This window comes from Thermococcus piezophilus (genome assembly GCF_001647085.1).
In the GTDB taxonomy this organism is placed as follows: Archaea; Methanobacteriota_B; Thermococci; order Thermococcales; family Thermococcaceae; genus Thermococcus; species Thermococcus piezophilus.
In genome coordinates this window covers 1,384,493-1,407,958 of record NZ_CP015520.1, presented here as the reverse complement: position 1 = coordinate 1,407,958, position 23,466 = coordinate 1,384,493, and the positions used below count along the sequence as shown (strand labels likewise).

24 protein-coding genes and 1 CRISPR repeat array (1 of these 25 running past the window's edge) are annotated in these 23,466 nt (G+C 50.3%); of the genes, 17 read left to right on the top strand and 7 right to left on the bottom strand.

The genetic code is table 11. The features are described from left to right. Nucleotides 1-753, bottom strand: coding sequence for an FtsZ/tubulin family protein (locus A7C91_RS07690; protein ID WP_068666347.1), 753 nt, complete (start codon nt 751-753; stop codon nt 1-3). Between the two features lie 9 nt (nt 754-762). Further along, entirely contained in the window at nt 763-1,983 is a 1,221-nt protein-coding gene (gene hxlAB / locus A7C91_RS07685) for a bifunctional 3-hexulose-6-phosphate synthase/6-phospho-3-hexuloisomerase (protein WP_068666345.1), read from the bottom strand. A gap of 138 nt (nt 1,984-2,121) precedes the next feature. Here hxlAB and A7C91_RS07680 point away from each other — a divergent pair, with 138 nt between their 5' ends. The 5 genes from A7C91_RS07680 (at nt 2,122) to A7C91_RS07660 (ending at nt 5,092) form a co-directional block, all read left to right on the top strand. Continuing rightward, nucleotides 2,122-2,847 (top strand): arginase family protein, encoded by a 726-nt coding sequence (locus tag A7C91_RS07680; protein WP_068666342.1) that lies wholly within the window; start codon nt 2,122-2,124, stop codon nt 2,845-2,847. A gap of 5 nt (nt 2,848-2,852) precedes the next feature. After that, nucleotides 2,853-3,182 carry an Sjogren's syndrome/scleroderma autoantigen 1 family protein gene (locus A7C91_RS07675; RefSeq protein ID WP_068666340.1) on the top strand — a complete coding sequence of 110 codons (330 nt, stop codon included), beginning with the start codon at nt 2,853-2,855 and terminating at the stop codon, nt 3,180-3,182. After that, nucleotides 3,179-3,391, top strand: a complete 213-nt coding sequence (locus A7C91_RS07670) for an ArsR family transcriptional regulator (RefSeq protein ID WP_068666338.1) — start codon at nt 3,179-3,181, stop codon at nt 3,389-3,391. Before A7C91_RS07675 ends, A7C91_RS07670 begins: the two co-directional genes overlap by 4 nt. A 763-nt stretch (nt 3,392-4,154) precedes the next feature. Continuing rightward, nucleotides 4,155-4,592, top strand: a complete 438-nt coding sequence (locus A7C91_RS07665; protein ID WP_068666336.1) for a hypothetical protein — start codon at nt 4,155-4,157, stop codon at nt 4,590-4,592. Between the two features lie 29 nt (nt 4,593-4,621). Then, on the top strand, nt 4,622-5,092 hold the full coding sequence (locus tag A7C91_RS07660) for a hypothetical protein (RefSeq protein ID WP_068666334.1): 471 nt from the start codon (nt 4,622-4,624) through the stop codon (nt 5,090-5,092). Nucleotides 5,093-5,369: 277 nt separating this feature from the next. Here the strand turns inward: A7C91_RS07660 and trmBL2 are convergent, their stop codons facing one another. The 3 genes from trmBL2 to A7C91_RS07645 all read right to left on the bottom strand — a co-directional run bounded on the left by trmBL2 (nt 5,370) and on the right by A7C91_RS07645 (nt 10,869). Next, nucleotides 5,370-6,164, bottom strand: coding sequence for an HTH-type transcriptional regulator TrmBL2 (gene trmBL2, locus A7C91_RS07655; protein ID WP_068666332.1), 795 nt, complete (start codon nt 6,162-6,164; stop codon nt 5,370-5,372). 455 nt (nt 6,165-6,619) lie between these two features. After that, nucleotides 6,620-10,285 (bottom strand): reverse gyrase, encoded by a 3,666-nt coding sequence (gene rgy / locus A7C91_RS07650; protein WP_068666330.1) that lies wholly within the window; start codon nt 10,283-10,285, stop codon nt 6,620-6,622. A gap of 53 nt (nt 10,286-10,338) precedes the next feature. Further along, entirely contained in the window at nt 10,339-10,869 is a 531-nt protein-coding gene (locus A7C91_RS07645; protein WP_068666328.1) for an SWIM zinc finger family protein, read from the bottom strand. 95 nt (nt 10,870-10,964) lie between these two features. Here A7C91_RS07645 and A7C91_RS07640 point away from each other — a divergent pair, with 95 nt between their 5' ends. After that, entirely contained in the window at nt 10,965-11,198 is a 234-nt protein-coding gene (locus tag A7C91_RS07640; RefSeq protein WP_068666326.1) for a hypothetical protein, read from the top strand. 123 nt (nt 11,199-11,321) lie between these two features. Here A7C91_RS07640 and A7C91_RS07635 read toward each other — a convergent pair whose 3' ends face one another. Then, nucleotides 11,322-12,500 carry a DUF4139 domain-containing protein gene (locus A7C91_RS07635; RefSeq protein WP_324609473.1) on the bottom strand — a complete coding sequence of 393 codons (1,179 nt, stop codon included), beginning with the start codon at nt 12,498-12,500 and terminating at the stop codon, nt 11,322-11,324. Between the two features lie 143 nt (nt 12,501-12,643). On the opposite strand from A7C91_RS07635, the gene A7C91_RS07630 reads away from it, so the two are divergent. The 11 genes from A7C91_RS07630 to A7C91_RS11870 all read left to right on the top strand — a co-directional run bounded on the left by A7C91_RS07630 (nt 12,644) and on the right by A7C91_RS11870 (nt 22,385). Next, nucleotides 12,644-13,342 (top strand): acetate--CoA ligase family protein, encoded by a 699-nt coding sequence (locus A7C91_RS07630; protein ID WP_068666324.1) that lies wholly within the window; start codon nt 12,644-12,646, stop codon nt 13,340-13,342. A 163-nt stretch (nt 13,343-13,505) separates the two neighbouring features. Beyond that, the gene (gene cas6 / locus A7C91_RS07625) at nt 13,506-14,279 is read left to right on the top strand and encodes a CRISPR-associated endoribonuclease Cas6 (protein WP_068666322.1); all 774 of its coding nucleotides are present in this window, start codon (nt 13,506-13,508) and stop codon (nt 14,277-14,279) included. Nucleotides 14,280-14,316: 37 nt separating this feature from the next. Then, a complete protein-coding gene (gene cas8a1, locus A7C91_RS07620; RefSeq protein WP_068666320.1) occupies nt 14,317-15,714 on the top strand; it encodes a type I-B CRISPR-associated protein Cas8b1/Cst1 in 1,398 nt (465 codons plus the stop codon). Next, nucleotides 15,711-16,796 (top strand): type I-B CRISPR-associated protein Cas7/Cst2/DevR, encoded by a 1,086-nt coding sequence (cas7i, locus tag A7C91_RS07615; RefSeq protein ID WP_068666318.1) that lies wholly within the window; start codon nt 15,711-15,713, stop codon nt 16,794-16,796. Before cas8a1 ends, cas7i begins: the two co-directional genes overlap by 4 nt. Nucleotides 16,797-16,800: 4 nt before the next feature. Continuing rightward, nucleotides 16,801-17,427 carry a type I-B CRISPR-associated protein Cas5b gene (cas5b, locus tag A7C91_RS07610; protein ID WP_068666316.1) on the top strand — a complete coding sequence of 209 codons (627 nt, stop codon included), beginning with the start codon at nt 16,801-16,803 and terminating at the stop codon, nt 17,425-17,427. After that, nucleotides 17,427-19,610: a CRISPR-associated helicase/endonuclease Cas3 gene (locus A7C91_RS07605; RefSeq protein WP_068666314.1), complete on the top strand. Its 2,184-nt coding sequence runs from the start codon at nt 17,427-17,429 to the stop codon at nt 19,608-19,610. The genes cas5b and A7C91_RS07605 overlap by 1 nt, the downstream gene beginning before the upstream one ends. 19 nt (nt 19,611-19,629) lie before the next feature. Continuing rightward, entirely contained in the window at nt 19,630-20,142 is a 513-nt protein-coding gene (cas4, locus tag A7C91_RS07600) for a CRISPR-associated protein Cas4 (RefSeq protein WP_068666312.1), read from the top strand. 59 nt (nt 20,143-20,201) lie between these two features. Further along, a complete protein-coding gene (locus A7C91_RS07595; protein ID WP_068666310.1) occupies nt 20,202-20,429 on the top strand; it encodes an AbrB/MazE/SpoVT family DNA-binding domain-containing protein in 228 nt (75 codons plus the stop codon). Between the two features lie 85 nt (nt 20,430-20,514). Then, on the top strand, nt 20,515-20,832 hold the full coding sequence (locus A7C91_RS07590) for a PIN domain-containing protein (RefSeq protein ID WP_234394336.1): 318 nt from the start codon (nt 20,515-20,517) through the stop codon (nt 20,830-20,832). A gap of 4 nt (nt 20,833-20,836) precedes the next feature. After that, entirely contained in the window at nt 20,837-21,817 is a 981-nt protein-coding gene (cas1b, locus tag A7C91_RS07585; RefSeq protein ID WP_068666308.1) for a type I-B CRISPR-associated endonuclease Cas1b, read from the top strand. Between the two features lie 292 nt (nt 21,818-22,109). Further along, nucleotides 22,110-22,385 carry a hypothetical protein gene (locus tag A7C91_RS11870; protein ID WP_234394335.1) on the top strand — a complete coding sequence of 92 codons (276 nt, stop codon included), beginning with the start codon at nt 22,110-22,112 and terminating at the stop codon, nt 22,383-22,385. A gap of 102 nt (nt 22,386-22,487) precedes the next feature. On the opposite strand, the gene cas2 is transcribed toward A7C91_RS11870, so the two are convergent. After that, entirely contained in the window at nt 22,488-22,745 is a 258-nt protein-coding gene (gene cas2, locus A7C91_RS07575) for a CRISPR-associated endonuclease Cas2 (protein ID WP_012571277.1), read from the bottom strand. 520 nt (nt 22,746-23,265) lie between these two features. Then, a CRISPR array of direct repeats spans nt 23,266-23,466; the repeat unit is 30 nt; unit sequence GTTGCAATAAGACTCTAGGAGAATTGAAAC (it continues 1,330 nt past the right edge of the window).

Here is a 23,466-nt window from a genome sequence, read left to right as displayed (position 1 = left end):
TTACCACCTCTTAACGAGAAGTGCCAGTATCTCGACCTCGTTCTTTAGGCTCTCTTCCATGATGACACCCCAGATGATGTCCTTCTCTTGTAGTATCTCCTGGAAGCGCTCGAGTATCTCATGAGCATCCTTAAGGGGAAACTCCTTCCCGACGAGGATTCCAATCAGTCCCCTGGCCCAGAGGCCCCAGTGCCAGCTGAAGTCCACTCTGTTGAGGAGGCGCAGTATTCCAACGTTCCCTCCACGTATCATGTTGAAGAGGTCTGCATAGTCTATGTTAACCAGCATCTGGGTCTCAAGGTAGTAGTAGAGCTTGGAGAACATCTCGGCGATGTTCTCGGCAGCCCTGCTGAAGGCTAGTGATAGGGAATCGCTCTCTCTGAGGAAGTCCCAGAGGGAATCATAGAACACGGTCTCAAACGGCTCGGCCCATTCGGGCTTCTTTCCGGTAACCAGCTCCTTTCTTGGAGTCAGGACATAGGCAAGCTTTATGGTATCGCTCGGAGCACTCTCAACGATTATCTCCATGAGTTTGTGATTTACTTCCTTATCCTCGAATACAAGCCACAGGAAAGTGTTCTCTGGAAGGCTTGAGAAGAAGCTTCTGAGTCGTTCCTTATACTCCTCCGATCGGGGAAGAAGGTAGTAGGCAGGATTAACCGTTACCTTCACAATTCCATCGGCGCGTATGCTGTTTGTTATCCTCGCGCCCGTGTTCCCTATTCCAACAAAAACGTGGGTAAAAGACGGCATGGCGACCCCTTACTCAAGGGTCGCATGCTTCTTCTTCATATCCTTTTCGGTCTTCTGGAAGGTGGCCATGAGGAGGGCTATGACACCGTCGAGGAATATCATGGTGGAGTCCTCGAAGAGCGTGCCCATCGGCGCTATCCACTTGTACTTGGTAAGCATCTGGCGCGCTATGTAGTCAGTAGGTATGTCCGCCTTGGTCCTTCCAGGAATCTCAACGACGACATCCGAGAGCGTTCCAAGGGTCGAGTTGGCGTAGGAGGTTATGGCGACAACCTTTCCGCCCTGCTTCTTGGCTATCTCCGCAGCATCGACGATGCTCTTGGTCTCGCCTGAACCGCTGATGGCTATGAGCAGGTCCCCAGGTTCAAAGGCAGGCGTTATGGTCTCTCCAACGACGTAGACGTTGAAGTCGAGGTGCATGAGGCGCATTGCAAAGGCCTTGCCGACCAAACCGCTCCTTCCTGCACCGTAGATGAATATCTTGTTAGCCCCTATCATGGCATCGACGAAGCCCCTGACCTGCTCAAGCCTGATGCTCTCAGCAACTTGGTTGATGTGCTCGAGGATATCGGTCATGGCCTTCCTGATGGTCATCATGTACTCTCCCCAGAAGAGGTCGATTATCTTCCTAGTGACGTCCTCCGGGTCTTTCGCTTTGGTTATGGCTCCGCCAACTATGATTATCGTTGCACCGAGCTCTATGACCTTCGGGATGGTTTCGAGGTTCAAGCCACCAGCAACGGCAACTGGAACGCTGACGGCTTTGACGACCTTCTCAAGGTCCTCCAACGGACTCTTGCCTTGGACCTGCTCGTCTATTCCTGTGTGGACGAGTATGTAGTGAACACCCATCTTCTCGAGTTCCTTGGCACGTTTGACCTTGTCCTTCACGCCAATTAAATCAACCATGATCCTGATTCCATATCTTCTGGCCACCTCAACTGCGTCTTTGATGGTCTTATCATCAGCAACGCCGAGGATAGAAACGACGTCGGCACCGTGCCTTGCTGCCATCTCTACCTCCAAGGCTCCGGTGTCCATTGTTTTTAAATCGGCGACAATTTTCCTGTCTGGGAAGCGTCTCTTGAGAAGCTCCACTGCCCTCATGCCCTCCTTCTTGATGAGGGGAGTTCCAACCTCAAGCCAGTGAGCGCCACCTCTAGCGGCCTTCTCAGCGATAGAAATTGCCTGTTCAATGTCGGTTAAGTCTAAAGCAACCTGAAGTATCATCTCCTCGCCTCCAAGGAGTTTTCGGTTTAACCTCATCAGGCTACTTTTTAAACTTTGGCGTTGAAATTTGACATAATTTTGTCGAAGGGCTTCACCAAGATTTAAAAAGAAGAGGACTAATTTTCGACGGGTGGAATCATGGTTACGTTCATCCCTTTCGGCGAGAAGCCCAACCGCGACGGCGTTCTCTACGTTCTGCAGCTGCTCAGACGGAACAAGCTAATAGAGGACTACATTATAGTCGAATCGAGCAGGGTTGAGCTTTTAGCGGAGCGCATTCCTCAAGACCGGGCCTACATCGTCGGTGAGCACCTAGCAACCTACGGCATAGTGGAAAAGCTCAGGCCAAACTCGCTCCTCAGCATAGACGGCCACACAGACTTGATGCACGACTACCTCGACCACGGCTCCTGGCTCGCTTACACCCTCGAGGAACGCCTAGTTAACAGGACCGTCGTCCTCGCACCAGTCCTCATGATCCCGACCACCGAGAGAACTCAACTCTGGACAAGGCGCGTGAAGATTTTCCCCGCACTGCTCAGGAGCAGGAAGGTGCGCGGAAAGTGGAAGGCCTACAAAAACCTCCAGACGAATTCCCTCGACGAGATACTGGATGAGACTAAGAAATATCTCGGCGATGAGATTTACCTGACCATTGACATGGACGTCCTGAAGCCGGAGTACAAGATAGCCCGCTTCCAACACGGGGAACTGAGCCTCGAGGAACTCTTAGAAATCCTTGAGGAGGTAAAGAAAAACTTTAAGATAAGGGCCTTTGACATGGCCGAAGTTTCTGATAGAATTAGACGCTCCCGCCTAGGAAAGAAGGCCTTCGTGGAGGTCTTCCAGCTCCTGATGGGGTGAAGAGGATGGCACTGAAGGGTCCTACAGAAGAAGAGATAAGAACGGTCCTCATGCCCCTCATGCTTTCGGGAGCCAAGATGCTCGACAAGCACTGTCCCAGGTGCGGCTCGCCCCTCTTTGAGAAGGACGGCAGGGTGTTCTGTCCAATCTGCGAGCACAGGGCCAGGCAGAGGAAGGCCAAGATGAAGGGAATTGCGGAACGGTTAATGGAGAAGCTAACCGAACTTGCAAACTCGCTTCCCGAGGATTTAACCGAGCTCGAGAAACACTTAAGTGTCATGGAAAAAATAATAGGACTGCTGGAGAGATACAAAAAGCTGGAGGGAGGAGAATGAAGAACGTCAGGGTCATGAAGGCTCTGGAGGAAGGCCCAAAGACCATCGAGGAGATAGTCGAGGCAACTAAACTTCCAAAGATGGAAGTCAGGCGCTACCTGCTCCGCTTTTTGGAGCAGGGAAAGGTCGAAAGCTATCAAAAGAACGGAAAGCTCTTCTGGAAGATTAAGGAGAAAGACGAAAAAGAGGAAGAGTTCAAGTACGTTTGAACCTCTGATTTTTCATATTAGAAGTGGAGTCTGAGTAATTGGTTTTTACCCCTTATTTTTGACCCATAATGTTGCAATTTTAACAATTAGAAATTCAAATAGTTTTTTAAGTGTATGGATAGTATTTATAACGGTGATGTCCCGTGGAAAGTGAGTTAGGTAGAACTGTTCCCATTACGTGTCGAGGATGAAGGTTGGAGGAAGAGACGTCACTGTTGAGGACTTCAGGAGAATGTGCTTTGATAGGTTGATAATACTGGATGGCGAAGGGCGTAACTCTAACTGCAGTGGTTTTAGGTATTCCAATGGGTACGACAACGGAAGAGAGTTAGCGAAATGAGCCGTTCCCTGAGTATTGACATGCCGCTTTGCATAACAATTCCGTTTAGTCGTCCCGATGGCAGGCAGAGGGATCAGACCCAGGCATCTTTTTCAAATGTCCCGGACTCATGAAGCCGACAACAACATAATTGGGGAAGCGAGCAACTGTGCGTACTGCAAGAGTACTCAAGGATGAGGGGAGAACAATCACTTCAAAGAGAAGGTCGGTTGTGACGAGAATCCCACTCAAGAAACAGAACAGAAGTGCATCAACCGCGCCTGTGACTACTATAGGGCCATCCTTGAAGTAAACCCCAGTGCATTCTCAACCAGAGCATACTACTTTGGCACAGATCCAAGAGTCGTTGACAAGGTGAGAGCAAAGTGTCCAGGATGGTAATTTTGTAGTCTGTTATTTTTTGATAACAATGGGGTGATAATTATGAAACGGATTGCTATTTTCTTAATTCTCTTTCTTATAACCTTGTCTGTCAACTCTTTAGTTTTTGCTTTCCAGATTATATATAAACCGCCCACAACCGTTTATAAAATCCACATCTCTGGTATTGGAACTAGAACCCAGACGATACTCTCCATTGATGTTGAGCTTCCAGACTACGGAACATACACACTGGCCTACGGGTTCACTTACTACTACACGAACTACGGAAACTTCACCTATCTGAACTTCACGGGTCTTCCGGGTGAAAGCTTTAAGTTGAGAAACATCACGCTTCCTTGGCCCACCAATAGGTTTAAACTATACTCAGCGGGAAATGATGTAATCCTCCACTGGTGGCTGAAGAACGGCTCCGCAGTTGACTATGTGGTTCTCAAGGGTCTCGTTAGGGTGCACACCAGATACTCCCCACCATACTGACTACGGGAGAACTTCAGGGTGATTACATTGTGTTTGGGATTTCCAACTGGACTGTCAGAATTTCTCTCGACAAACTTGAGCACTACTACCCGAAGGTTTTTCTCTCCGAGATTGGCGCCACAGTATACTACCATATTGTAAACTGGGATGAACACGGCAACCCGATTTATCGTTGGGAGCTTTTGATTTACCCCCTGAACGTAACCTATTGGAAAAGCGGCGGCGAGCTTTACGTTGGCCCCAACTCCTCGGCTGGTGTACCACTCGTCAATGCTCTTCCCGTACTGCTATGTTCAAATGACACATTAAAGCCCGTTGCGGATATACTAATGATGATTACACCCAAAGGAGACTCCCTAAGGGACTTACCAAATCCATACGCAGTTAATGCAACGGTAATGAGACCCGAAAAGAACGCCCTTGAAAACTGTGATTTCTCCCCAACGGATTATCTTTCAATATACCTGTACTTTAACGGTAGCACCGCATGCTCAGGATAAAAGATTGGCGATCCGCTGCATGGATTCCTATGAACTTCCTGTACCTATTCAGGGATGAAACTCCGATTTATCTCAATCTCTCCTCAATGTCGCATGTGGATAAGACCTCAAACCCCCTCTGCCCTCCTATCATATTGATGCCGGTGTCGCAAACTGCTCCTACTACATTCTCTGGAGGTATGTTCTCAAGGACCCCCCAAGATGGACTTCACGGGTTTACAAAGATGCAGGTCGGAAAAGCACATGAAGAACAAAGAAGAATAGGGAAAAAGAGGAATCAGACCTTCTTTGCCTTCTCCCAATACTCATTGAACTTGCCCTCGAAGAGAGCCTTGACGCGGAAGTCCTTTATCCAGATCTGGGTCTCGTAGTTGAAGTACCTGGCAGCCATATCCTCAAGGGCGAAGAAGACCTCGTCGTCGCAGATGAGCATCGGAAGCTCGAGCTTGTCGATGACCTTGAGCTCAAGCTTTCCTGCCTTGTAGTAGTCCATTATCTTAGAAGTTCCGAGCCTGTGATAGACATTTTCGGTGACGATTATGTTAGCCTTGGCGCCGTTGTCTATGGCCTTTATAATATCGCTCTCGAGGTTGATGGCTATGTAGCCATCATCGGCAAGGAGTATTTGCTCCTTAACCTCCTCAAACATCTCCTTGGTCTTGATGGTGGCGTTCCTTATGCCCCTGACAACCCATATCCTCTCGACGCCGTACTTCGGAATCTCCGTCTCGATGAGTGGGTTCATGAGCTCGAGGAGTTCTTCCTTAGCCTTCTTCTTGGCTTCGAGCTCTTCCTTGACACGCTCCTGCCACTCCTCGATGAACTTCTCGAGGATGTTCTCCGGGTGAACCGGCCTGTACTTATTAACCTTGCCCGGCTGGCTTATGGCGAAGCCCTTCTTCTCAAGGCTCCTGAGGACATCGTAGGTTCTCGGAGCCGGAACTTCCGAGACACTGGCGAGCTCCGCTGGGGTTAGTACCCCGAACCCAACTAATGCAACGTACGCCCTGGCCTCGTAGAGGTTCAACTCAAAGTGCTCCTGAAGGAGCTCTACCATCCTGTCCCTAACCATTTTTACCACCACCACATTTTCTATTTTCTGTGTAGGTTTAATCACATATAAATTTTTTCCACGGCCCATTAGTGTCTCAAGTTATGTCTCGAAGATTATTCGGCAATGACTTCGCCAGATATTACGGCCGTTGCATCTACATGCAAACCTATTACTACAGAGAGATTTTAAAATTTTTGGTCTTACTGAAAAGCAAAATTATAGTGAAAGATAGCATACTAAATGAAACAATACTAAGAAAAAATGAAACGAAATGTGAGTTATTTGAAGGATTTACAATAATCAGTACAGACATTAGCTCTCCGAAAAACATACAAACCATCGAGTGTAGACATCACATTATCAAATACACTACAAACACAGAGCCAAGGCATAAACATCAAAAGTCCAGTTAGAAGTTTAAAAGATTTTAAAAAAGCTCGCGTCAAGCGCGCCATCTACCTAGATCGCAGGTTTCATTTCAGATATTCCTGTATCTCACTGTAAAGCTGCCTAAGCACCGTTTGGTAGTCAACTTTATTCTCTTCTATTTGATCCATTATCTCCTCAAGTTCACGGGTCTTTTCCTCGCTGACCAGTTCTTTGTACTTGCTGATGAGGTAGTGGTAAACCTTAATGCCCTGTTCCGTCGGCACGAGCTTCTTCCGCCCGCGGGTCTCGATGACGTAGTAGCGCTGGAGGAGCGTCTTAACTATCTTAGCATAGGTAGAGGGTCTGCCTATCTTCTTTTCTTTCATTAACGCAATGAGGTCACCCTGGGTGTATAGCTGAACCTTTGGTGCCTTCCACTTCTTGCTCTCAACGACCTTGAGCGTCTGCCCTTTCTCAAGCTTTGGCAGCTCTCTAAGGGGCAGCTTCCGTATGCGGGCCCATCCGTCGTAAAGTATATCCACGTAGCCCTCTACTTCAGTCTTCCCAACGCTGGCATCGATGGTGGCTTTTTCATAGAGAACCTTTGCGGCTTTCATCTGGCTGGTCATGAAGCGCTTGAATATCATATCGTAAAGCCTGTAGTGATTCCTCGTGAGGTTCTTGGGAAGAGTAATAACGCCATCGCGGATGAGTTGCATTAACCTGCCCGTATCTATCGGCCTCGTCGGCCTTATGGCCTCGTGGGTTCCCTCCTCACCCCATGGTCTCGGCTTGAAGTACTCCTCTCCGATTTCCTGAGTTATGTATTCCTTGGCAACCTCTATTCCAGTGCTGCTGACGTGTGTCGAGTCGGTACGGTGGTAGGTGATTAAACCCAGCTCGAACAGGTCCTGAGCCAAGCGCATCGTCTCTGGAGCCGAAAGCTTGAGAAAGGTTGATGCATCGCGCAGCATCGCATCGGTGGTGTGGGGTGGGGATGGGCTTATCTCGCGCTCTTCAATGCTAACATCTTCAACGACGACCTCCTCGGGGGGCTTAACCTCTTTGCCGTCTTTGCCGACCTCGAGCGTTACGATTAAGCCGTTCTCGAGGGTTAAACCGAGGAAGTGAGTCTCGCTCTCCGTGAACTCCTTATACCTCTCTATGACCCAGCCAAGGACAGGCGTCTGAACCCTTCCAGCTGAGAGGTTTCTGTTTTCAAACACGCGCTGGAGTTCTTGACTGAGTTCAAAGCCTATCCACCTGTCCTCCATCCTCCTCACGAGCTGGGCATTCACGCGGCCCTCGTTGATGTCGCGCGCCTCCTCGATGGCCCTCAGTATTGCAGGTCTCGTGACCTCGTGGAACTCTATGCGCCTGATGTTCGGGGTGTAAGGTGAGAGGACGTTCCTTATGTCCCAAGCTATCTTCTCACCCTCTGTGTCGGGGTCCGTCGCTATGAGTATCTCGTCAACCTCCTGTGCTATCTCGCGCATGGCCTTGACGTTTTCGAGCGCATCGCGGACATTGGTCGAGCCGCAGCGCGGACAGATGCCTTTCTCCTCCCAGTCAACGAACTGATGGCCGCAGTCACGGCAGCGCTTGATGGTGTCGTAAACTGGGATGAACTTCAGCATTCCATCATTCTGCTCGACGAGGACGCCGTGGTAGCCTTCGTTGGTCACAAGATCGAACATATGTCCGCCGCTCGCCAAAACCGTCAGCACCCTGTTGCCTATGCTAACTTCATAAGCTACAAGGTCGCCTATCCTCCTCTTGCTCGGCTGGCCGAAGAAGTTGGCTATGGTTCTTGCCTTGTTCGGGCTCTCAACTATCATCAAAGCGGATTTAACGAGATTCTTGACTTTGGCGCTTATCTTGCCCGCCATCACGAGCCTTACCTTCTCCCTGTCCTCATCGATCTGGCGGAGTATCTCCTCGAGGTTCAGCTCTTCGAAGGGCACCATCTTGAACTCGGTGAAGCGCCAGCGCATCTGTCTAACTAGGCCGTTGAAGACCTTCTCGTTGTCCACGATCAGGACGCTTAGTCCCTTGGTTATTCCTCCCGCGAAGAGCCTGCTCGTCCTTCCCGTTGCTTGTATGTACGTCCTCACATCTGGAATCTCGATGTACCACTTTCCGCCCTCTTCTTTTAGGCTGATGAAGGGATCCTCGGCGAGCTTTCTCAGAACCTCCCTGTCCTTGAGAACCCTCCTGAGAAACTCCACTATCTGTCTGAAAACGTCAAGGACGTGGTTCTGGAAGCCACCCTCAATCGGCAACCCCTCTGCCAGCGCCTCCTCGATTTTTAGGAGTTCAAACTGGGGAATGTTTCTGATGAGCCTCCTCAGCCTTGCGTGAAGCTTTTCCGCCTCCTTCCTATGCTCGTCGCTCAGGAAGTCTATAATCTCGCTCATCAAACCAAGGGCGCGATAGATGGTCGGCCTCTCGAGGTCTACGGAAAACCTGAACTTTGGAACGCCCGTAAAGATTGCATAACGGATGAGGTGAGGTAAATCGAGACCCCTGACAAGAGAGCCGTAGTAGGTGGCCGAGCCAATCAAGTAGTCAGCCTCACCGTTCTCAAACCTCTCAATTGCCTTTTTGTTCTTGGACGAAACTAGCTCAACGCGGAAGCCCTTTTCCTTGAGATAATTCGCCAGTTCTTCGGCATATGCCAGCCCCTGATCGATGGGGGTGAAGATTATACCGCCCCTACCGAGCCTCGAGAGGAGCTCCTCCACCTGCTCCTTGGTGTCTTTGCTCGGCTTCAGATAGCTGTCCACGACGTTCCTCAACGAGGAACGTCCACTCCCCACCTCAAAGCCAAGCAGCTCGCGGTAGAGCTTTATCCTGTCCCCCCTCGCGCTCCCAGTGGCTGAGGCGATGATCATTATGCCAACGTTATTTCTGGCCTTGAACTCCTCTATCTCGCGCTGGAGCTTCTCTATCTCCTCGTTAAGCTCCTTGAGCTTCTCGTCCCTGTCTTCGGCGCGGCCGTTTAGATAGCGCGCCATGCTCTTCTTCAGCCTTATTATCTCCCACGCCTTCTGGATTATTTCTTCCGTGAAGCCGAGAAGGAGAAGCGAACGGTCTATGTTCTTTGAGGCCTTGAGGAAGGCATCCACATCGTCAACAAAGGTGAAGTCGAAGTGCCTGCCCTTCAGAACCTCGTCGAACTTCCGGGCGAGCCACTGGGCGCTGGTGACCAGGATATCATAGTCCTCGTTCTGAATCTTGGTGACCATCTCTTCCTTTTCCTTCTTCCTGAGGTTGCCGTGGTAGTATGCGAGGTTAACCTCAATGCCAGCTTTCTCTGCTATCTTTTCGATTTTCTTAACTGTCTGGATTACCAGCGGAGTCGTTGGGACGACGATATAGCTCTTCTTGCCTTTGGTTGCATGCCAGACTGCCATAAAGGCTCCAAAGGTGCTCTTGCCCATTCCCGTCGGAGCTATGATTGAGAAGCTCCTTCCCCTGACCAGCCGCTTGACCCACGTCCTCTGGGCGCTCCAGAAGGTGAAGCCAGTAGCTTTTTCAAAGAACTCTTCTATCTCGTGCGTTTGGCTTTCAACCTGGTAGAGCTCCTCCCAGGCCTTGAGTGTGCCACGCAGCTTAAGCGCATTTCTCACAGCAGTTACAAGCTCCAAATAAGAATTAGCGTGAACAGCTTCGGGGAGGCACTCATCGCAGGGATTCTTACTGCACAGTCTCTCATCGGAGATCCTACCGACGCAGTTTGGGCACATCTCCCGATAAACGGCCTTCATTTTCCCACCCTCTAAGTTCCTATTTGGTGTTTCAGGAATTTATAAGGCTTTTTTTAGAGCCTCGTCTTAAGCTTCCTCAGTTCATCCTCAAGCTTTAGGGCCAGCTCGTAATCGCTGAAGACGTGTTTGTATTCGTCAAGAATATCCTCGAGGACATGAAGCACTTCAACCCTTTTCGTGATTTCGGCAAGCCTCAGCGCCCTTCTGAAGAGCCTCGCTACCTCGCTGCCGCTCTCATCGGTGCTCATCGCAAAGCGGAGCTCCTTGAGGGTAACATCCAGCGCCAGCTCCGGAACGCTCGCCAGCATCTTCAATACCACGGCCTCAGGATACAGCAGAGCATAGTCTTCGAGAGCCTCGAAGTAGAAGCCGTTTTCGTGGGCCTTTATCACGGCGGCAACGTGTTTGCAGTCTCCACCCAAGGGGCAGGTGCACCTGTTCTCACCGGTGGAGAGGTCAAGCTCGACATAGTAGGGATACGTCCCAAGAACCTTGGAGAAGAGTTTGTCCTTATACTTAACAACCCAGAGAACCTTACCGGCCTTATAGTAGCGCTTCCCTTTTTTGAGAGTCCTCTCGTCCATGTTGACCACTTGTTTTAGTAACTGATCGAGGGTTTTAAGCCTTTCGACCGCAACCGTTCTATCACAGCAGGGATAATAGTTAATGGTGATAACGTATGGATGTCTTCGAACTCGCGCGCAGGTATCACGATGAGCTTGACATAAAGGAGCCGAGCATGGCCGCGATGGCGGCGAAGCTGTTCGACGAGCTCGGGCTGAAGATGGTGGAGTTCCTCAAGGAGGAAGGCTACGCCCTCGTTGGGACGAGGTTTAAAGACTACGACAAGGGCCTCGTGCTGGACGTGACAAAAGGTGAAAATAGATTCGAGATAACGCTAAGGAAGTCTTAATCACCAGCGGCTCTCGTAGTCAAAAACCATCTCCTTCTTTTCTCCGGGTTTCAGAGTGATCTTGAACTCGACGTAGTTGGCAGTCTTGTTGATAGGGTCAATGCTCGAGCTCAGCAGCTTGCCCTATCTGTAGTGGCTCACTATGACCGTCTTCGTCTCCTCGCCGAAGTTCTCAACCGTTACTTTTACTTTGTAATAGGCGTATCCATCGCCGTGCTCCTCCTCAAGGATAACCGTGCTTCCCTTGAGGTCATAGTTCCTTCCTATGCCTATCCTGAGAGTCTCGTCCTTGGGCGTGTGCTCTATCCAGCGTTCCCCCATAAGGAGAGTTCTGTCCTCGGTTCCCCTGTAAATCTCGACAATCCCTGCTGGAAGAACCTGCTCCGTCTTGAATGAGACTGACTCATAGACCTCCCCATCGCCGTAAGGATAACTCTCGTAGAGATACTCAAGCTCGAAGGGAACCTCGAAGCTTATATACGGAAAGGCCATCTTGCTCGACGGGTTCAGGTCGACTATACCGAGCTTGTACAAGTAGAAGGCCTCGATCTTCGGAGGCTCACTCAGCTCCACGGCTTCCTCTTCAGCTTTTGCGTAGATAACCCCCAGCTGTGGGAAGGCTTTCTGGTAAAGCTGGACATCACCGGCAACGAGGAGAACCTTCGCACCCTCAAAGGTCTGAGCGGTAGGGTTGTCTATCAAGATGTGGCCGTAGAGTTTGGCGGTATCTTCGATGTAGAGCTTGTAGCGGGAAGACCAGCTCATGTTGAAAACGCGGTAGATGACGTCAAAGCTGTATTTGCCGGCATTATCGGCCTGGATGGATGCGTAAACGCTCAAAGCACCCTCTAGGTTCTTGGCTTTAAAGTAAACCACCTCGTCCGGGTTGATGATGTAGTATGCATCGCCCTGGATAGCAAGCTTGCCGTCATTGATGCCAAGGAACTTTCCGGTAACGGTATCGCCGCTCCTCAGCTTCACCTCGACCTCGCTCCCGACGTTGGCGCTGTAAACGTCACCAGTAGAACCTCGACTGAAGATTCCGAGGACTCTCGCCCCGTCGTCAAGGGACATTATCGTGACCTCAGCTATATCCAAACCCGCCAACCCGTCGAGGGAAACGCTGTTTATTCCTTCCTCGAGTTCCACCTCGATCGTCTTCTCAATTACGCCAATCTTAACGGAGTTGTACAGAACGACCGTGGTGTTGCTATCTACAGCCTTCTCTCCCTGGAAAGAAAAAACCGCCAGAATCAGAATCAGCACAGCCCCAAGTCCAACGAGCATTTTTCTCTTCGTCATAAATCACCCAATATCTTTTTCGGCGGCATAGTGGTTATACCCCGTCATTGCTTCAAACGAGACTGAAACGGAAGGTTGGCAAATGGAAACCCTTTTAACTCTCCCGGGAAATCCACAACTGTCAAGCTGATGGGGTGATTGATATGGACAGGATTGAGAAGGCTAGGGCAATCATTGAGAAGGCTAAGGCCGAAAACAGGCCGCTCGTCGAGCCGGAGGCCAAGGAGATACTCAAGCTCTACGGCGTCCCGGTTCCGGACTTCAAGGTCGCCACCAACGAGGAGGAGGCCGTTCAGTTCGCAAGGGAAATCGGCTACCCGGTCGTTATGAAGATCGTTTCTCCGCAGATCATCCACAAGAGCGACGCGGGTGGAGTTAAGGTCAACATCAATAATGACGATGAAGCCAGGCAGGCATTCAAGACCATCATGGAGAACGCCAAGAACTACAAGCCGGATGCGGACCTCTGGGGTGTCATCGTCTACAAGATGCTCCCGCTCGGCAAGGAGGTCATCGTCGGAATGATCCGCGACCCGCAGTTCGGTCCGGCCATCATGTTCGGTCTCGGTGGAATCTTCGTCGAGATTCTCAAGGACGTTTCCTTCCGCGTTGCCCCGGTAACCAAGGAGGAAGCCCTCGACATGATAAAGGAGATCAAGGCCTATCCAATTCTCGCTGGAGCGCGCGGTGAGAAGCCGGTGGACATCGACGCCCTTGCCGAAATCATTGTCAAGGTCGGCGAGCTCGCCCTTGAGCTTCCGGAGATCAAGGAGCTTGACATTAACCCGATCTTCGCCTACGAGGACTCAGCTGTTGCCGTTGACGCGAGGATGCTTCTCTGAGCTTTCGGCCCTTTTTCTTCCATTACTCACGTTTTGTTTGAGTGGAAGAGTCTTCGGTAAAATTCTCTTTATACTCTAAATCGCGAGAAAAAGTTATAAGGTTTGAAGTCGTATCTTTCTTTACATCTTTATATCTTATCGTACCAATAGATAAGGTGATACCGTGCGCTTTGAAATAAGACTCCGTCCGGAGAATGAGCCGTTCCGGATACCCTTCAACCACCAGCACAAGCTCCAGGGACTTGTCTACCGAAGGATTCAGAGCGTCAATCCAAACCTCAGCCTAAGCCTCCACAATCCAAAGGTTCCTAAGCTCTTAACGTATTCCCTCTTCATGGCCGAGAAGAGAGAGCTGGCTGAGGACAAAAGCCATCTGCTCGGCTACAGGCGGGGCTTCTTTTACTTCTCGACGCCCATCGCCAAGATTGCTGAAGCCTTCATCGGCGGTCTGCTCCAGAAACCTGAGGTAGAGCTCTGGGGCGAGAAGTTCACGGTCGAGGAAGTCCAAGCTCTCACTGAGCCACGAAAGCTGAGCGGGAAGAAGTTTGTGACCCTCTCACCGATAGCCATGACAACCAAGAGGGTTCAGTTCGGGAAGCCGAGGAGCTATGACCTTGGCCCCAACGAGCCGGAGTTCTACGACCTCCTGAAGGAGAATCTCCGTGAGAAGTACGTCCTCCTCTACGGGAGCAAGCCGCCCGAGGAGTTCGAGATAAAGGTCCTCAACGCCAAGCCCAAGCGCTTCGAGGTCAAGCCGGGAATATTCCAGATCGCGTGGCATCTTGTCTTTAGGGCCTACGGCGACGAGGGTCTGCTGAGGGTTGGCTACCAGGCCGGCTTCGGAGAGAAGAACTCGATCGGCTTTGGGATGGTGAAGGTTGATGGTGTGAAAAGGAGGAAGCCGAAAACCGGGGGTGAGAAAAATCGGGGAGACTAAAACCTTGGAGGAGTTTCTATCTGGTAAAAACCGAGATATGCCTCCTTTCACATGGACGGGCCATCCGTTTACCGATGCAGGACTAGCAGCCATTCTCTTAATCAGTGGAAAGGAACGACCGGAGGATCTGACGGAGAAAGATGTTACCAAGGCCATTGAGTTTGCTTCCAAACTCTACGCTAGGAAAGAATGGAGCTCGGGATACATCCACGCTATGATGCTTCCCAACAGCGGAATCCTTATGGCGAATCCAAGCATGGCAAAGAAGAGAACCCCCACAGCCATAGCCGAGAACCTTCTCTCCCTTCTGCATGAACCCGAAGACCCAAACGCACCAATCTGCGAAATCTGTGGAAAGAGACACGCAAGGACAAAGCCAGTTTACCGCTCTGACTTCCCGCTTGTGGGGACTGGAGGAATTCCCAACTACTTTCCGTCCGGAAAGGACGGTGCGAACATCTGCTCCCACTGCCTTTTCCTAACCCAGTTCCTCCCGATTGTAGCCTACCGCCTCCAGAGAGTTTTAGTAATACACGCATACCCCCATGAACTCATGCTTGAGCTCCATAATGAAGCGATAGATGAAGTGAAGAAAACTCTCCTCGCATCGAACGCGCGGAACTTCCGTAGGCCAGAGAACTTCCTTTTCCAGCTTCTCTCGGAGCTGACGGTAAAGGTTGAGCGCGACGAGTTGTGGCAGAATGCTTCTATAACCCTCTACTACTTCGTGAACAACAACCAAGGACAGGAACTCGAGATAATCCATGTCCCAAGTCCTGTATTGAGCTTCATTGCCTACGCTTCACGCTATGACTCCGCAGGCTGGAGAAGAATAGTTGCGATAGGCTGGGACGAGCGCTGTTCGCGCGGGCTGGCGAAAAAAAGGAAAGAAAGCGAGATTGAGCACAGTTGCCACAATCGTGTTTATTCAGCCCTGCTCTCAGGAAAAAGCATCCTGCTCTACTTCATTAACTCGAAAGAAAAGCGGACTAACACCAAATGGTCCCTTTTAGCTTTCTACTGTTCGGAGGTGTTGGGTTTGGATAAAGAGGCCCTAGAGTTTATAAAAGGTATTGGCGATAGGGTCGTGGAGACCCTCGAAAAACTGCCGGACAACAAGTTGAAGCGCCGCGTAAGGGAGCTGGAAAACGCGACGAAGCTCTACCAGTTTGAAAGCTTTTTTGTTGGCCTTGAAAGGCTCAGACAGGAGCTGGGCATAGACAAGCCACTTATGACCTTCGATGAGTTCGCACAGATTCTTACAGCCTACGGCGAGGACATGAACGTTTCCTGGAAGACCGTCAAGAACCTTCTTCTCTTCCGCATCTATGAAAAGCTCCATGATAGGCTGATGAAGGCCGAAACCGAGGCCGGTGAAGAAGAGGATGAAGAAAGCAAAATCGAGTTTTATGGGCTTGAGGAGGTGGAAGAATGAGGTTTGCTGCCGGAATGGTTCTGATTGACGCACCCCACTCGGCGTTGAACATGCTCGGCATAGACGAAAGGCTGGCCGACAGAAACGTTACGAGGGTTAAGACCTTCAGGCGCGGAGGAAACCGCTACCCCTACGTTTCCCCGCAGGCCTGGCGTTACTGGTGGCGCTCAACGCTCAGTGAGCACTTCAACTGGGAGCTCTCACCACTCTACCGCGAGCAGAAACAGGTTTTCACGGCCGCCAACCCACTCAAGTATCCTGACGACGACGTCTTTGGTTACATGAGGGCATTCAAGAAGGGCGGAATAAATGTGACCGTTACCCGCATCTCCCCGCTCAAAAACACTCCCTTGATTTCGGTTCTGCCGGAAAGGAGCGCCCTCACAGTCGATGATGGCTACGCCTCAAGGCACGAGGGAGACCCCGTCCCGTATAGCCAGGAGTTCTACTCAACAATCTTCAAGGGGGCTTTTTCACTCGACTTGGACTCAGTTGGCAGGTTCACCTTGGTACACAAGGCAGGGTACAAGAACATGCTCACTTGGGACGACGTGCCTAAGGACAAAAAGGGCCAGCCAAAAGGCAATGCCAAAGAAATAGTCGAGGAAATCGAGGAGATGGAACGCTTGGCTGAAAAGCTTGGTGTCCAAAAGGGCGAGAAAGAGTGGCTCATGCCTGCTGAAGTCAGAAAGAAGCGCGCGAGTGAGACAGTGAAGGCTCTGCGTTACCTTTCAGGCGGGGCCAAACAGACGGCCTACCACACGGACGTAATTCCAAAGTTCTTCCTTGGACTGAGCATAGATGCCGGGATAAACCCATTCATCAGCGATATCGTTTTCGAGGAGAGGGGAGAAGTGAAATTTAACGCTGAAGCTCTCGCCGAGAGGCTGAAAGACTTAAGTGAAGTACTACCAACCAAAAAGCTCTACCTTGGCTATGATGCAGGCTTCGTCCGCTCTCTCGGCTGGGACATTGAGAAAATAAAGGCAACGTTAGAAGGGACAGGACTTGAGGTCTTTATAGGGACAGTCGGCGAGGCGATAGAGGCCTTTGCAAAGGAAATCGAGTCCTATTACGGGTGAGGGCATGATACGGGTCAAACTGAGCGCATGGACGGCGAGCTTCCGCTTTCCAACTTTTCAATCTGGCTACCAGCCCACTCTGCCTGTCCCACCCCCCTCAACGATTCAGGGACTCCTTTCCGCGGTTAAGGGAGAGCCAGTGTACCTTACAGAGCTTCCCTACCTCGGTTACGTCTTCAAAAGCTCGGGCAAAGGCATTGACCTGGAGAAAATCTACGCCCTTGGCAAGATTGAGACTGACATAATGAGGCGCGAGTTCCTTTACAACACAGAGCTCTACCTCTACCTACCTGATGAATGGAAAGAACACTTTAGAAAGCCCAAATACCAGCTCCTCCTCGGGCGCTCAAGTGACCTAGCGACGGTCGAGGAAATTAAGAGAGTCGAACTTGAAGAAAGAGAAGCACCTATAGGTGGCACAGTAGTGCCGGTTAGTCTTGGCGTTCCAGGGATGGTGCACGCGCTCGTAGTCGAGCATGACTACTCGGTAATCCCGAGAAGGCCAAAGCTTGTGAAGCCTTTCATAGTCCTTCCGTATCCGAGAACCGACGGGGAGAGAAAGAGACAAAGGGCGAATGCACTCTACGACAGTGACCTCAATATCGGTGTTTACCTGCACAGGTGGGGCTGATGGGCTGCTTCGCCAAGTTCAACCCCCACGACTTCCTTGAATGTCACACAAATGATGCCATAAACGTGCTGAAAAGCATAAGGGAAGCGTTTCCCTGGCTGGAAGAGCTCTCACCCGGAATCTGGCGTCTCTCTTTTTATTCTGTTCTGCTCCACGATCTCGGAAAGTGTTCTGGATTCCAAAAGAACCCACGAAGATGGGGTTACCGACACGAAGTTCTCTCGGTTCCATTTGCGGAGTTCCTCAATCTCTCCGATGAAGAGAGAAAACTGATAGCACTGGCAATCCTCACCCACCACAGGACGCTGGACGAGCTGAAGGAAATACTACCAACCGGGAATCACAGGGCAGAATACGAGGAAAAGGTCGAGGAGCTTTTGAGGTTCGCAGACTACATAGAGCAATTCTTCCTTCCAAGGATTCCCTACTGGGAGGCATATTTTTTTGGAACGAAGAGACCTCCAAGGGCACTAGAACTTCCACCTAGATGGGGAGAGAAGATTAAATCGTTCGATTTTGACGCTCTACTTGATTGGTACGACAAGAATGGCGAGAAATACAAAGAAGTGCTAACCTATTTGAGGGGCATTCTTAACGCTTCTGACCATCTCGCTTCCGCGGGAGAGCTCGAGGTAAGGGTGTTACCAGACATTGCGGATAGAGTGGCTCTCAGGGTTCAGCCAGAGAAGTGGAGGCCGCTCCAGAAGGCAGCAGGGAAAACGATAGGAAATCTCATTCTGCGCGCTCCAACTGGTTACGGTAAGACAGAGGCGGCTCTTCTCTGGGCTAACCTGAATGCCTACCGAACCAAGAGAGGCATATCTAGCAGGATTTTCTATGTCCTTCCGTACAAAGCGAGCATCAACGCGATGCACCAACGCCTGCTTGGCATCTTTTCAGATCCATCACTCGTCGGTGTTCTGCACAGCTCCTCAGGCGTCTACTTATACTCCTCTGCCCTCGAATATAGGCGCCTCTCATCGCTCTATCACAAAATATACACACCGTTTAAAGTGACAACACCCTTCCAGAGAATAAAGGCGTTTTTTGGCGTTGGCTTTTACGAGATGACGCTGACCGAGCTCACAGGCTCGCTCCTTATATTCGACGAGATTCACGCCTACGAGCCAAACATACTCGGAATAATCCTAGCCATACTTGAACTCCTGAAGCAAAAACGGGTCAAAACGCTCGTAATGACTGCAACACTTCCCGACTTCATTGAAGAGCTTCTAAAAGAGGTTCTAAAGCCAAGGGGGCTGAAAGTTCGCCCTGAGGAAGCGGATCGCTTCACAAGGCACCGGGTTAACGTCGTCAAAGGAAGTATGGACAATGTCCTTGGACTGATAGAAAAGATGAACCTGCCGAGACCTTCGCTGATAGCCTGCAATAGCGTTGGCAGAGCAATAGAAGTGCATTCTGCCCTAACCGATGCTGGCTACAAAACGCTCCTTCTTCACAGTAGGTTTACATATGGAGATAGAGAAGAGAAGGAAAGGGAACTGATGGCAAGGCTCAATGACTACGACTTTGTAGTTGCAACTCAGGTTGTTGAGGTCTCTTTGGATGTGAGCTTTGCCTCAATCCTCACGGAGCCGGCTCCGCTGGATGCCCTGATTCAGAGATTTGGTAGGGTCAATAGGAGGGGATTCGGGAAGCCAAGGGACGTTTACATCCTAACAAAAGGTTCGGAAGCAGACAGAAAGATTTACAGGCCTTACTCCATCGTTGATGACAGTCTGGAGCTTCTCACGGAGCTTGACGGAGAGGAGCTGAGGGAGTCTCTGGTTCCGGAACTCGTGAGTGAGGCGTATTATTCTGTCGCTGAGAAGCTGAGGGCGGATATAGAAGAGTACCGCGACATTGCATTCGCCCTGTTCGAGAACCTCAAACCGCTGATGCGGGGGGAGGATGAGAAGCAGTTCTACGAAATGTTCCAGGGGCTTGAGGTCGTGCCGGGACTTTATCAGGATTGGGTCCGTGAACTCCTCGATAAAAGGCTTTACATGGAAGTTTATCGCTACTTGGTACCCATCCCATACTGGCTTTATTTTGCCAAAAGAGACTCTTTCCACAGGTTGGGCGATAAAGGAGCGAGAAGGCACATCCTAGTGGTGGAACTTGAGTACACTCCAGAGCTAGGCCTGCTGAGAGAACCCGCAAGTGGAGATGAAGTTCTGTGAGTATCGGGGAGGTTCGTCCATGCCCCCTGAATACCCTCACGACGAACTCCTCATCCGCGGTACCGAGATAAACTACCTCTTTATCTGCCCCACGAAGCTCTGGTACTTCGCTAAGGGCATCACAATGGAACAGGAGAGCGAGTGGGTTGACCTTGGTAAATTCCTCCACGAACGGCGCTATGGCAGCGAGGAGAAAGAAGTTCAGATTGGAAGCATAAAGATAGACTTCATCCGCAGGGGCAACATCATAGAAGTCCACGAGGTCAAAAAAAGCAAATCCATGGAGAAAGCTCACGAGATGCAGGCGCTGTACTACCTTTATTACCTCAAGCAGCACGGCATCAAAGCGAAGGCGGTTCTCCACTACCCGCAACTTAGGGAGACGAAGGAGGTAACACTCGAGGGCCGCGAGAAAGAAGTCGAGGGGACAATCAGGGAAGTTGAGAGAATAAAATCACTTTCGAGACCTCCAGAACCAGCGAAGACCAAGAAGTGCAAGAAGTGCGCGTATTATGAGCTGTGCTGGGTCTGAGGCGATAGTAGAAACTCTATATAGTAGGATATTAAAAGTATTACTAGAGGAGTGATACTATGCCGGTGACTAAAGTGACCCGAAACTACCAGATAACGCTTCCCACGGAGGTTAGGAAGGCGCTTGGGATTAAGGAGGGAGAGTTGCTTGAGGTGGAGCTCGAAGGAGAGAGGATAGTGATAAAACGCTTCAAAAGAGAACGCCAGATCCTCAAACTCGGCAGACCGATCACCCCAGAGGAAATCGAAAAAGCCATCGAGGAGGGCATGGAGGAATGCATGCAGTGATTGATACCAACGTTTTGACTTATGATACCTTCTCGGATAATCCCTTTCATGAGAATGCCCGAGGACTTCTGGAATCGCTTGACAGATGGTACATTCCGCGCTTGTACTCCAGGAGTATCTCTGGTTCTTCAAGAAGGAGAAGAAGCCCCTTCAGACCGCCAAGGAAATGATCGAACGGTACGTTTCTGACCCAAGATTCCGGGGCCTGGAGATGAGCCACGAAATCATAATGCAAGCCCTCAAGATACTTTGGGACTACAACCGCTCCTTAAGCCATATCAACGATGCTATAATTCTTTCCCATGCTGTTTTAAAGGAGTTTCCACTCGCCACTTTTGATATCAAACTAAGAAAGCTGGCCCAAAATGGTGGTGTCAAAGTTTTACCTGCAGACAAAGGGTGATCCCATGAGAAAGCGCTCCATTACCCTGCTCTCCGATGGGACCCTCTTCCGGAAGGAGAACACCCTTTACTTTGAGAGCGGGGGCGAGAAAAAGCCCTTCGCCGTTGAGGGCATCTACGACATCTACATCTACGGCCACGTGAACATAACATCCCAGGCTCTGCATTTCCTCGCTCAGAAAGGAATAGCCGTCCACTTCTTCAACCACTACGGCTACTACGACGGGAGCTTTTACCCGAAGGAGAAGCTTCACTCGGGCGACCTGGTTATCAGACAGGCCGAACACTACCTCAACGAGGAGAAAAGGCTTAAGCTGGCGAAGCTCTTCGTCATCGGCAGTGCCAGGAACATGGAGCGCAACCTGAAGCGCTGGAAGGTCGGGGAGGACTTCCCCGAGTTGCTGGCTGAACTCTTGGAGGAGCTGGAAGAGGCCAGGAAGATAACCGATGTCATGAACGTCGAGGCGAGGATAAGGCAGGAGTACTACGCCCGCTGGGACGAACACCTACCCGATGGCTTCAAAATAGTGAAGCGCACGAGGAGGCCGCCTCAGAACGAGATGAACGCACTGATAAACTTCCTGAACTCAAGGCTCTACGCGACTATAGTGAGCGAGCTCTATAACACCCAGTTAGTTCCAACCGTAAGCTACCTTCATGAACCTGGAGAGCGCCGCTTCTCACTGGCACTCGACCTGAGCGAGATATTCAAACCGGCGATAGTTGACAGAATAGCCAACCGTCTCGTCAAGCAGGGAATCATCAGAAAGGAACACTTCCGGGAGGAGCTGAACGGCATCCTGCTCACCAAGGAGGGCATGAGGAAGGCCGTGGAGGTTTACAACAAGGAGATGAAAACGAGCGTGAGGCATCCGAAGCTGAAGAAGAACGTAACAAAGCAGCGTTTGATCAGGCTCGAGGCGTACAAGCTGATAAGACATCTCGTTGGAAGCCAAGAGTATGAGCCACTGGTAGCGTGGTTCTGAGGTGGATGAAATGGGGTATCCCTAAGAGATTGAGGAGTTTAACGAGAGGATTCGGAACGCGATAGTGGGAAAGACCCCTGAGCGGAAGATATGGGTGACATCTCTAAGCTACTGCCTGAGAAAGGCTGCACTTTCCATCTACCTGGGCACATTCAAGTACGAGAGGACGGGCGAAATGCTCGTGGGGAGTGTTCTCCATGAATGGCTCGGCAATGCGCTCAGTAGCTAAGACATAGAGTTTGAGGTTACCGTTGAGTATCCCATAGAGGACGGATGGAATCTCGTAGGCAGGGTGGACGCAGTAAAGGGGAATTATCCACTTGAGTTCAAGTTCAAAGGATTCAACGGAGAGGATGAGAGCAGTCCAAAAACACCGGACGAGATGAACGAACCCCCAAAGCTTGCAAAGGAGCAGCTCAATGCATATTTTAACATGATGGACAAGAAACTGGACTACATCTATGTCCTTGACCGAAATGGTCTAAGCTTCAAGCCGTTCCCCGTAGAAAGAGACAAAAAGGCCTTTCAAAGGAACTCAGAAGGGCCAAGGCGGTTATTGAAGGTGTGAGGCAGCTCGAATCCGGCAGTTTTCCAGAGTGGATAAAGCCCCACTACGGAAAGCGGGAATGTGGAGAATGCCCCTTTAGACCCATATGTTAGGCCGTTGAGTCTAAATGATGTCCTCCAGAGGGTTCTTTTCCATTCCCAGCACTTCCCTTTTTGGCATCGAACGGAGCTTGTAAATGACCACAGAGTCTTCGTCTTCATCAATCAGATCGAGCAGACCGGCTTTTATGCGCTCGAACTCGGCTAGGGTTACCTCACCCTCGAAGACACTGTTCTGAACCCAGTGGAGATGCCGACGTAGGAACTTCTTGACTTTGTTCACCCGTTCAACGGCCACATCGTAGACGATGACCACGTACATGAGCTCACCTAAAAGAAATACTGAATAAGGTCTTTTAGGGATTTTGGAAGGCAGTATCAAGTTTGGAGGGGCACATTTTGGAACTGGCGTACTCTGAGGAGTTAAAAGGAAAAACATGGCACTGTCGTCAAATGGGAAGTCTTTAGTAACATAAAGTAATTATCAAACTTAATGTTGCATCAAAGATATTTGATGTAACGAAATTTTTTCTGAAAGTTAAGATGAAACTTCATGGGCCTCCAAAAAGTTAGCAACCTGTTTAAACTCGGCGTTTTTATAACCCAAAGGGTCCAATTGCTCGTTAAGTCAATCACAGCGATCTCTATCCTCCGGAACTTGCAAGGATTACCACACACAACACCAGAAAGACGTCTTGGAGCTTTCTATTCCCCAAGTGATCATTTTAATCCGGAGATTTCCAAGGCCACATAGATACACATTAGCAGACCTCCGGAGAAAGGCTTATAAAAACTAAGTTCTCATAATCTTTTGTTAGGCAGAAAAAGGAAAAAGCCGCCCTGTTGCAATAAGACTCTAGGAGAATTGAAACCAGTTGCGAGCTTTATGGGAGCAATGGGATTCATGGCGTTGCAATAAGACTCTAGGAGAATTGAAACATGTAAGGATGGCTTCTGGCTAGGCTTTGGAACTGGGTTGCAATAAGACTCTAGGAGAATTGAAACTGACCTTGTAGTAGATGAGGTCGCCGAACTTTGACGGG

Excerpts from the sequence above, each read along its gene's own strand:
- A7C91_RS07690 (WP_068666347.1), bottom strand. The coding sequence starts at position 753 with ATGCCGTCTTTTACCCACGTTTTTGTTGGAATAGGGAACACGGGCGCG.
- hxlAB (WP_068666345.1), bottom strand. The coding sequence starts at position 1,983 with ATGATACTTCAGGTTGCTTTAGACTTAACCGACATTGAACAGGCAATT.
- A7C91_RS07680 (WP_068666342.1), top strand. The coding sequence starts at position 2,122 with ATGGTTACGTTCATCCCTTTCGGCGAGAAGCCCAACCGCGACGGCGTT.
- A7C91_RS07675 (WP_068666340.1), top strand. The coding sequence starts at position 2,853 with ATGGCACTGAAGGGTCCTACAGAAGAAGAGATAAGAACGGTCCTCATG.
- A7C91_RS07670 (WP_068666338.1), top strand. The coding sequence starts at position 3,179 with ATGAAGAACGTCAGGGTCATGAAGGCTCTGGAGGAAGGCCCAAAGACC.
- A7C91_RS07665 (WP_068666336.1), top strand. The coding sequence starts at position 4,155 with ATGAAACGGATTGCTATTTTCTTAATTCTCTTTCTTATAACCTTGTCT.
- trmBL2 (WP_068666332.1), bottom strand. The coding sequence starts at position 6,164 with ATGGTTAGGGACAGGATGGTAGAGCTCCTTCAGGAGCACTTTGAGTTG.
- rgy (WP_068666330.1), bottom strand. The coding sequence starts at position 10,285 with ATGAAGGCCGTTTATCGGGAGATGTGCCCAAACTGCGTCGGTAGGATC.
- A7C91_RS07645 (WP_068666328.1), bottom strand. The coding sequence starts at position 10,869 with ATGGACGAGAGGACTCTCAAAAAAGGGAAGCGCTACTATAAGGCCGGT.
- A7C91_RS07640 (WP_068666326.1), top strand. The coding sequence starts at position 10,965 with ATGGATGTCTTCGAACTCGCGCGCAGGTATCACGATGAGCTTGACATA.
- A7C91_RS07635 (WP_324609473.1), bottom strand. The coding sequence starts at position 12,500 with ATGACGAAGAGAAAAATGCTCGTTGGACTTGGGGCTGTGCTGATTCTG.
- A7C91_RS07630 (WP_068666324.1), top strand. The coding sequence starts at position 12,644 with ATGGACAGGATTGAGAAGGCTAGGGCAATCATTGAGAAGGCTAAGGCC.
- cas8a1 (WP_068666320.1), top strand. The coding sequence starts at position 14,317 with ATGCCTCCTTTCACATGGACGGGCCATCCGTTTACCGATGCAGGACTA.
- cas7i (WP_068666318.1), top strand. The coding sequence starts at position 15,711 with ATGAGGTTTGCTGCCGGAATGGTTCTGATTGACGCACCCCACTCGGCG.
- cas5b (WP_068666316.1), top strand. The coding sequence starts at position 16,801 with ATGATACGGGTCAAACTGAGCGCATGGACGGCGAGCTTCCGCTTTCCA.
- A7C91_RS07605 (WP_068666314.1), top strand. The coding sequence starts at position 17,427 with ATGGGCTGCTTCGCCAAGTTCAACCCCCACGACTTCCTTGAATGTCAC.
- cas4 (WP_068666312.1), top strand. The coding sequence starts at position 19,630 with ATGCCCCCTGAATACCCTCACGACGAACTCCTCATCCGCGGTACCGAG.
- A7C91_RS07595 (WP_068666310.1), top strand. The coding sequence starts at position 20,202 with ATGCCGGTGACTAAAGTGACCCGAAACTACCAGATAACGCTTCCCACG.
- A7C91_RS07590 (WP_234394336.1), top strand. The coding sequence starts at position 20,515 with ATGGTACATTCCGCGCTTGTACTCCAGGAGTATCTCTGGTTCTTCAAG.
- cas1b (WP_068666308.1), top strand. The coding sequence starts at position 20,837 with ATGAGAAAGCGCTCCATTACCCTGCTCTCCGATGGGACCCTCTTCCGG.
- cas2 (WP_012571277.1), bottom strand. The coding sequence starts at position 22,745 with ATGTACGTGGTCATCGTCTACGATGTGGCCGTTGAACGGGTGAACAAA.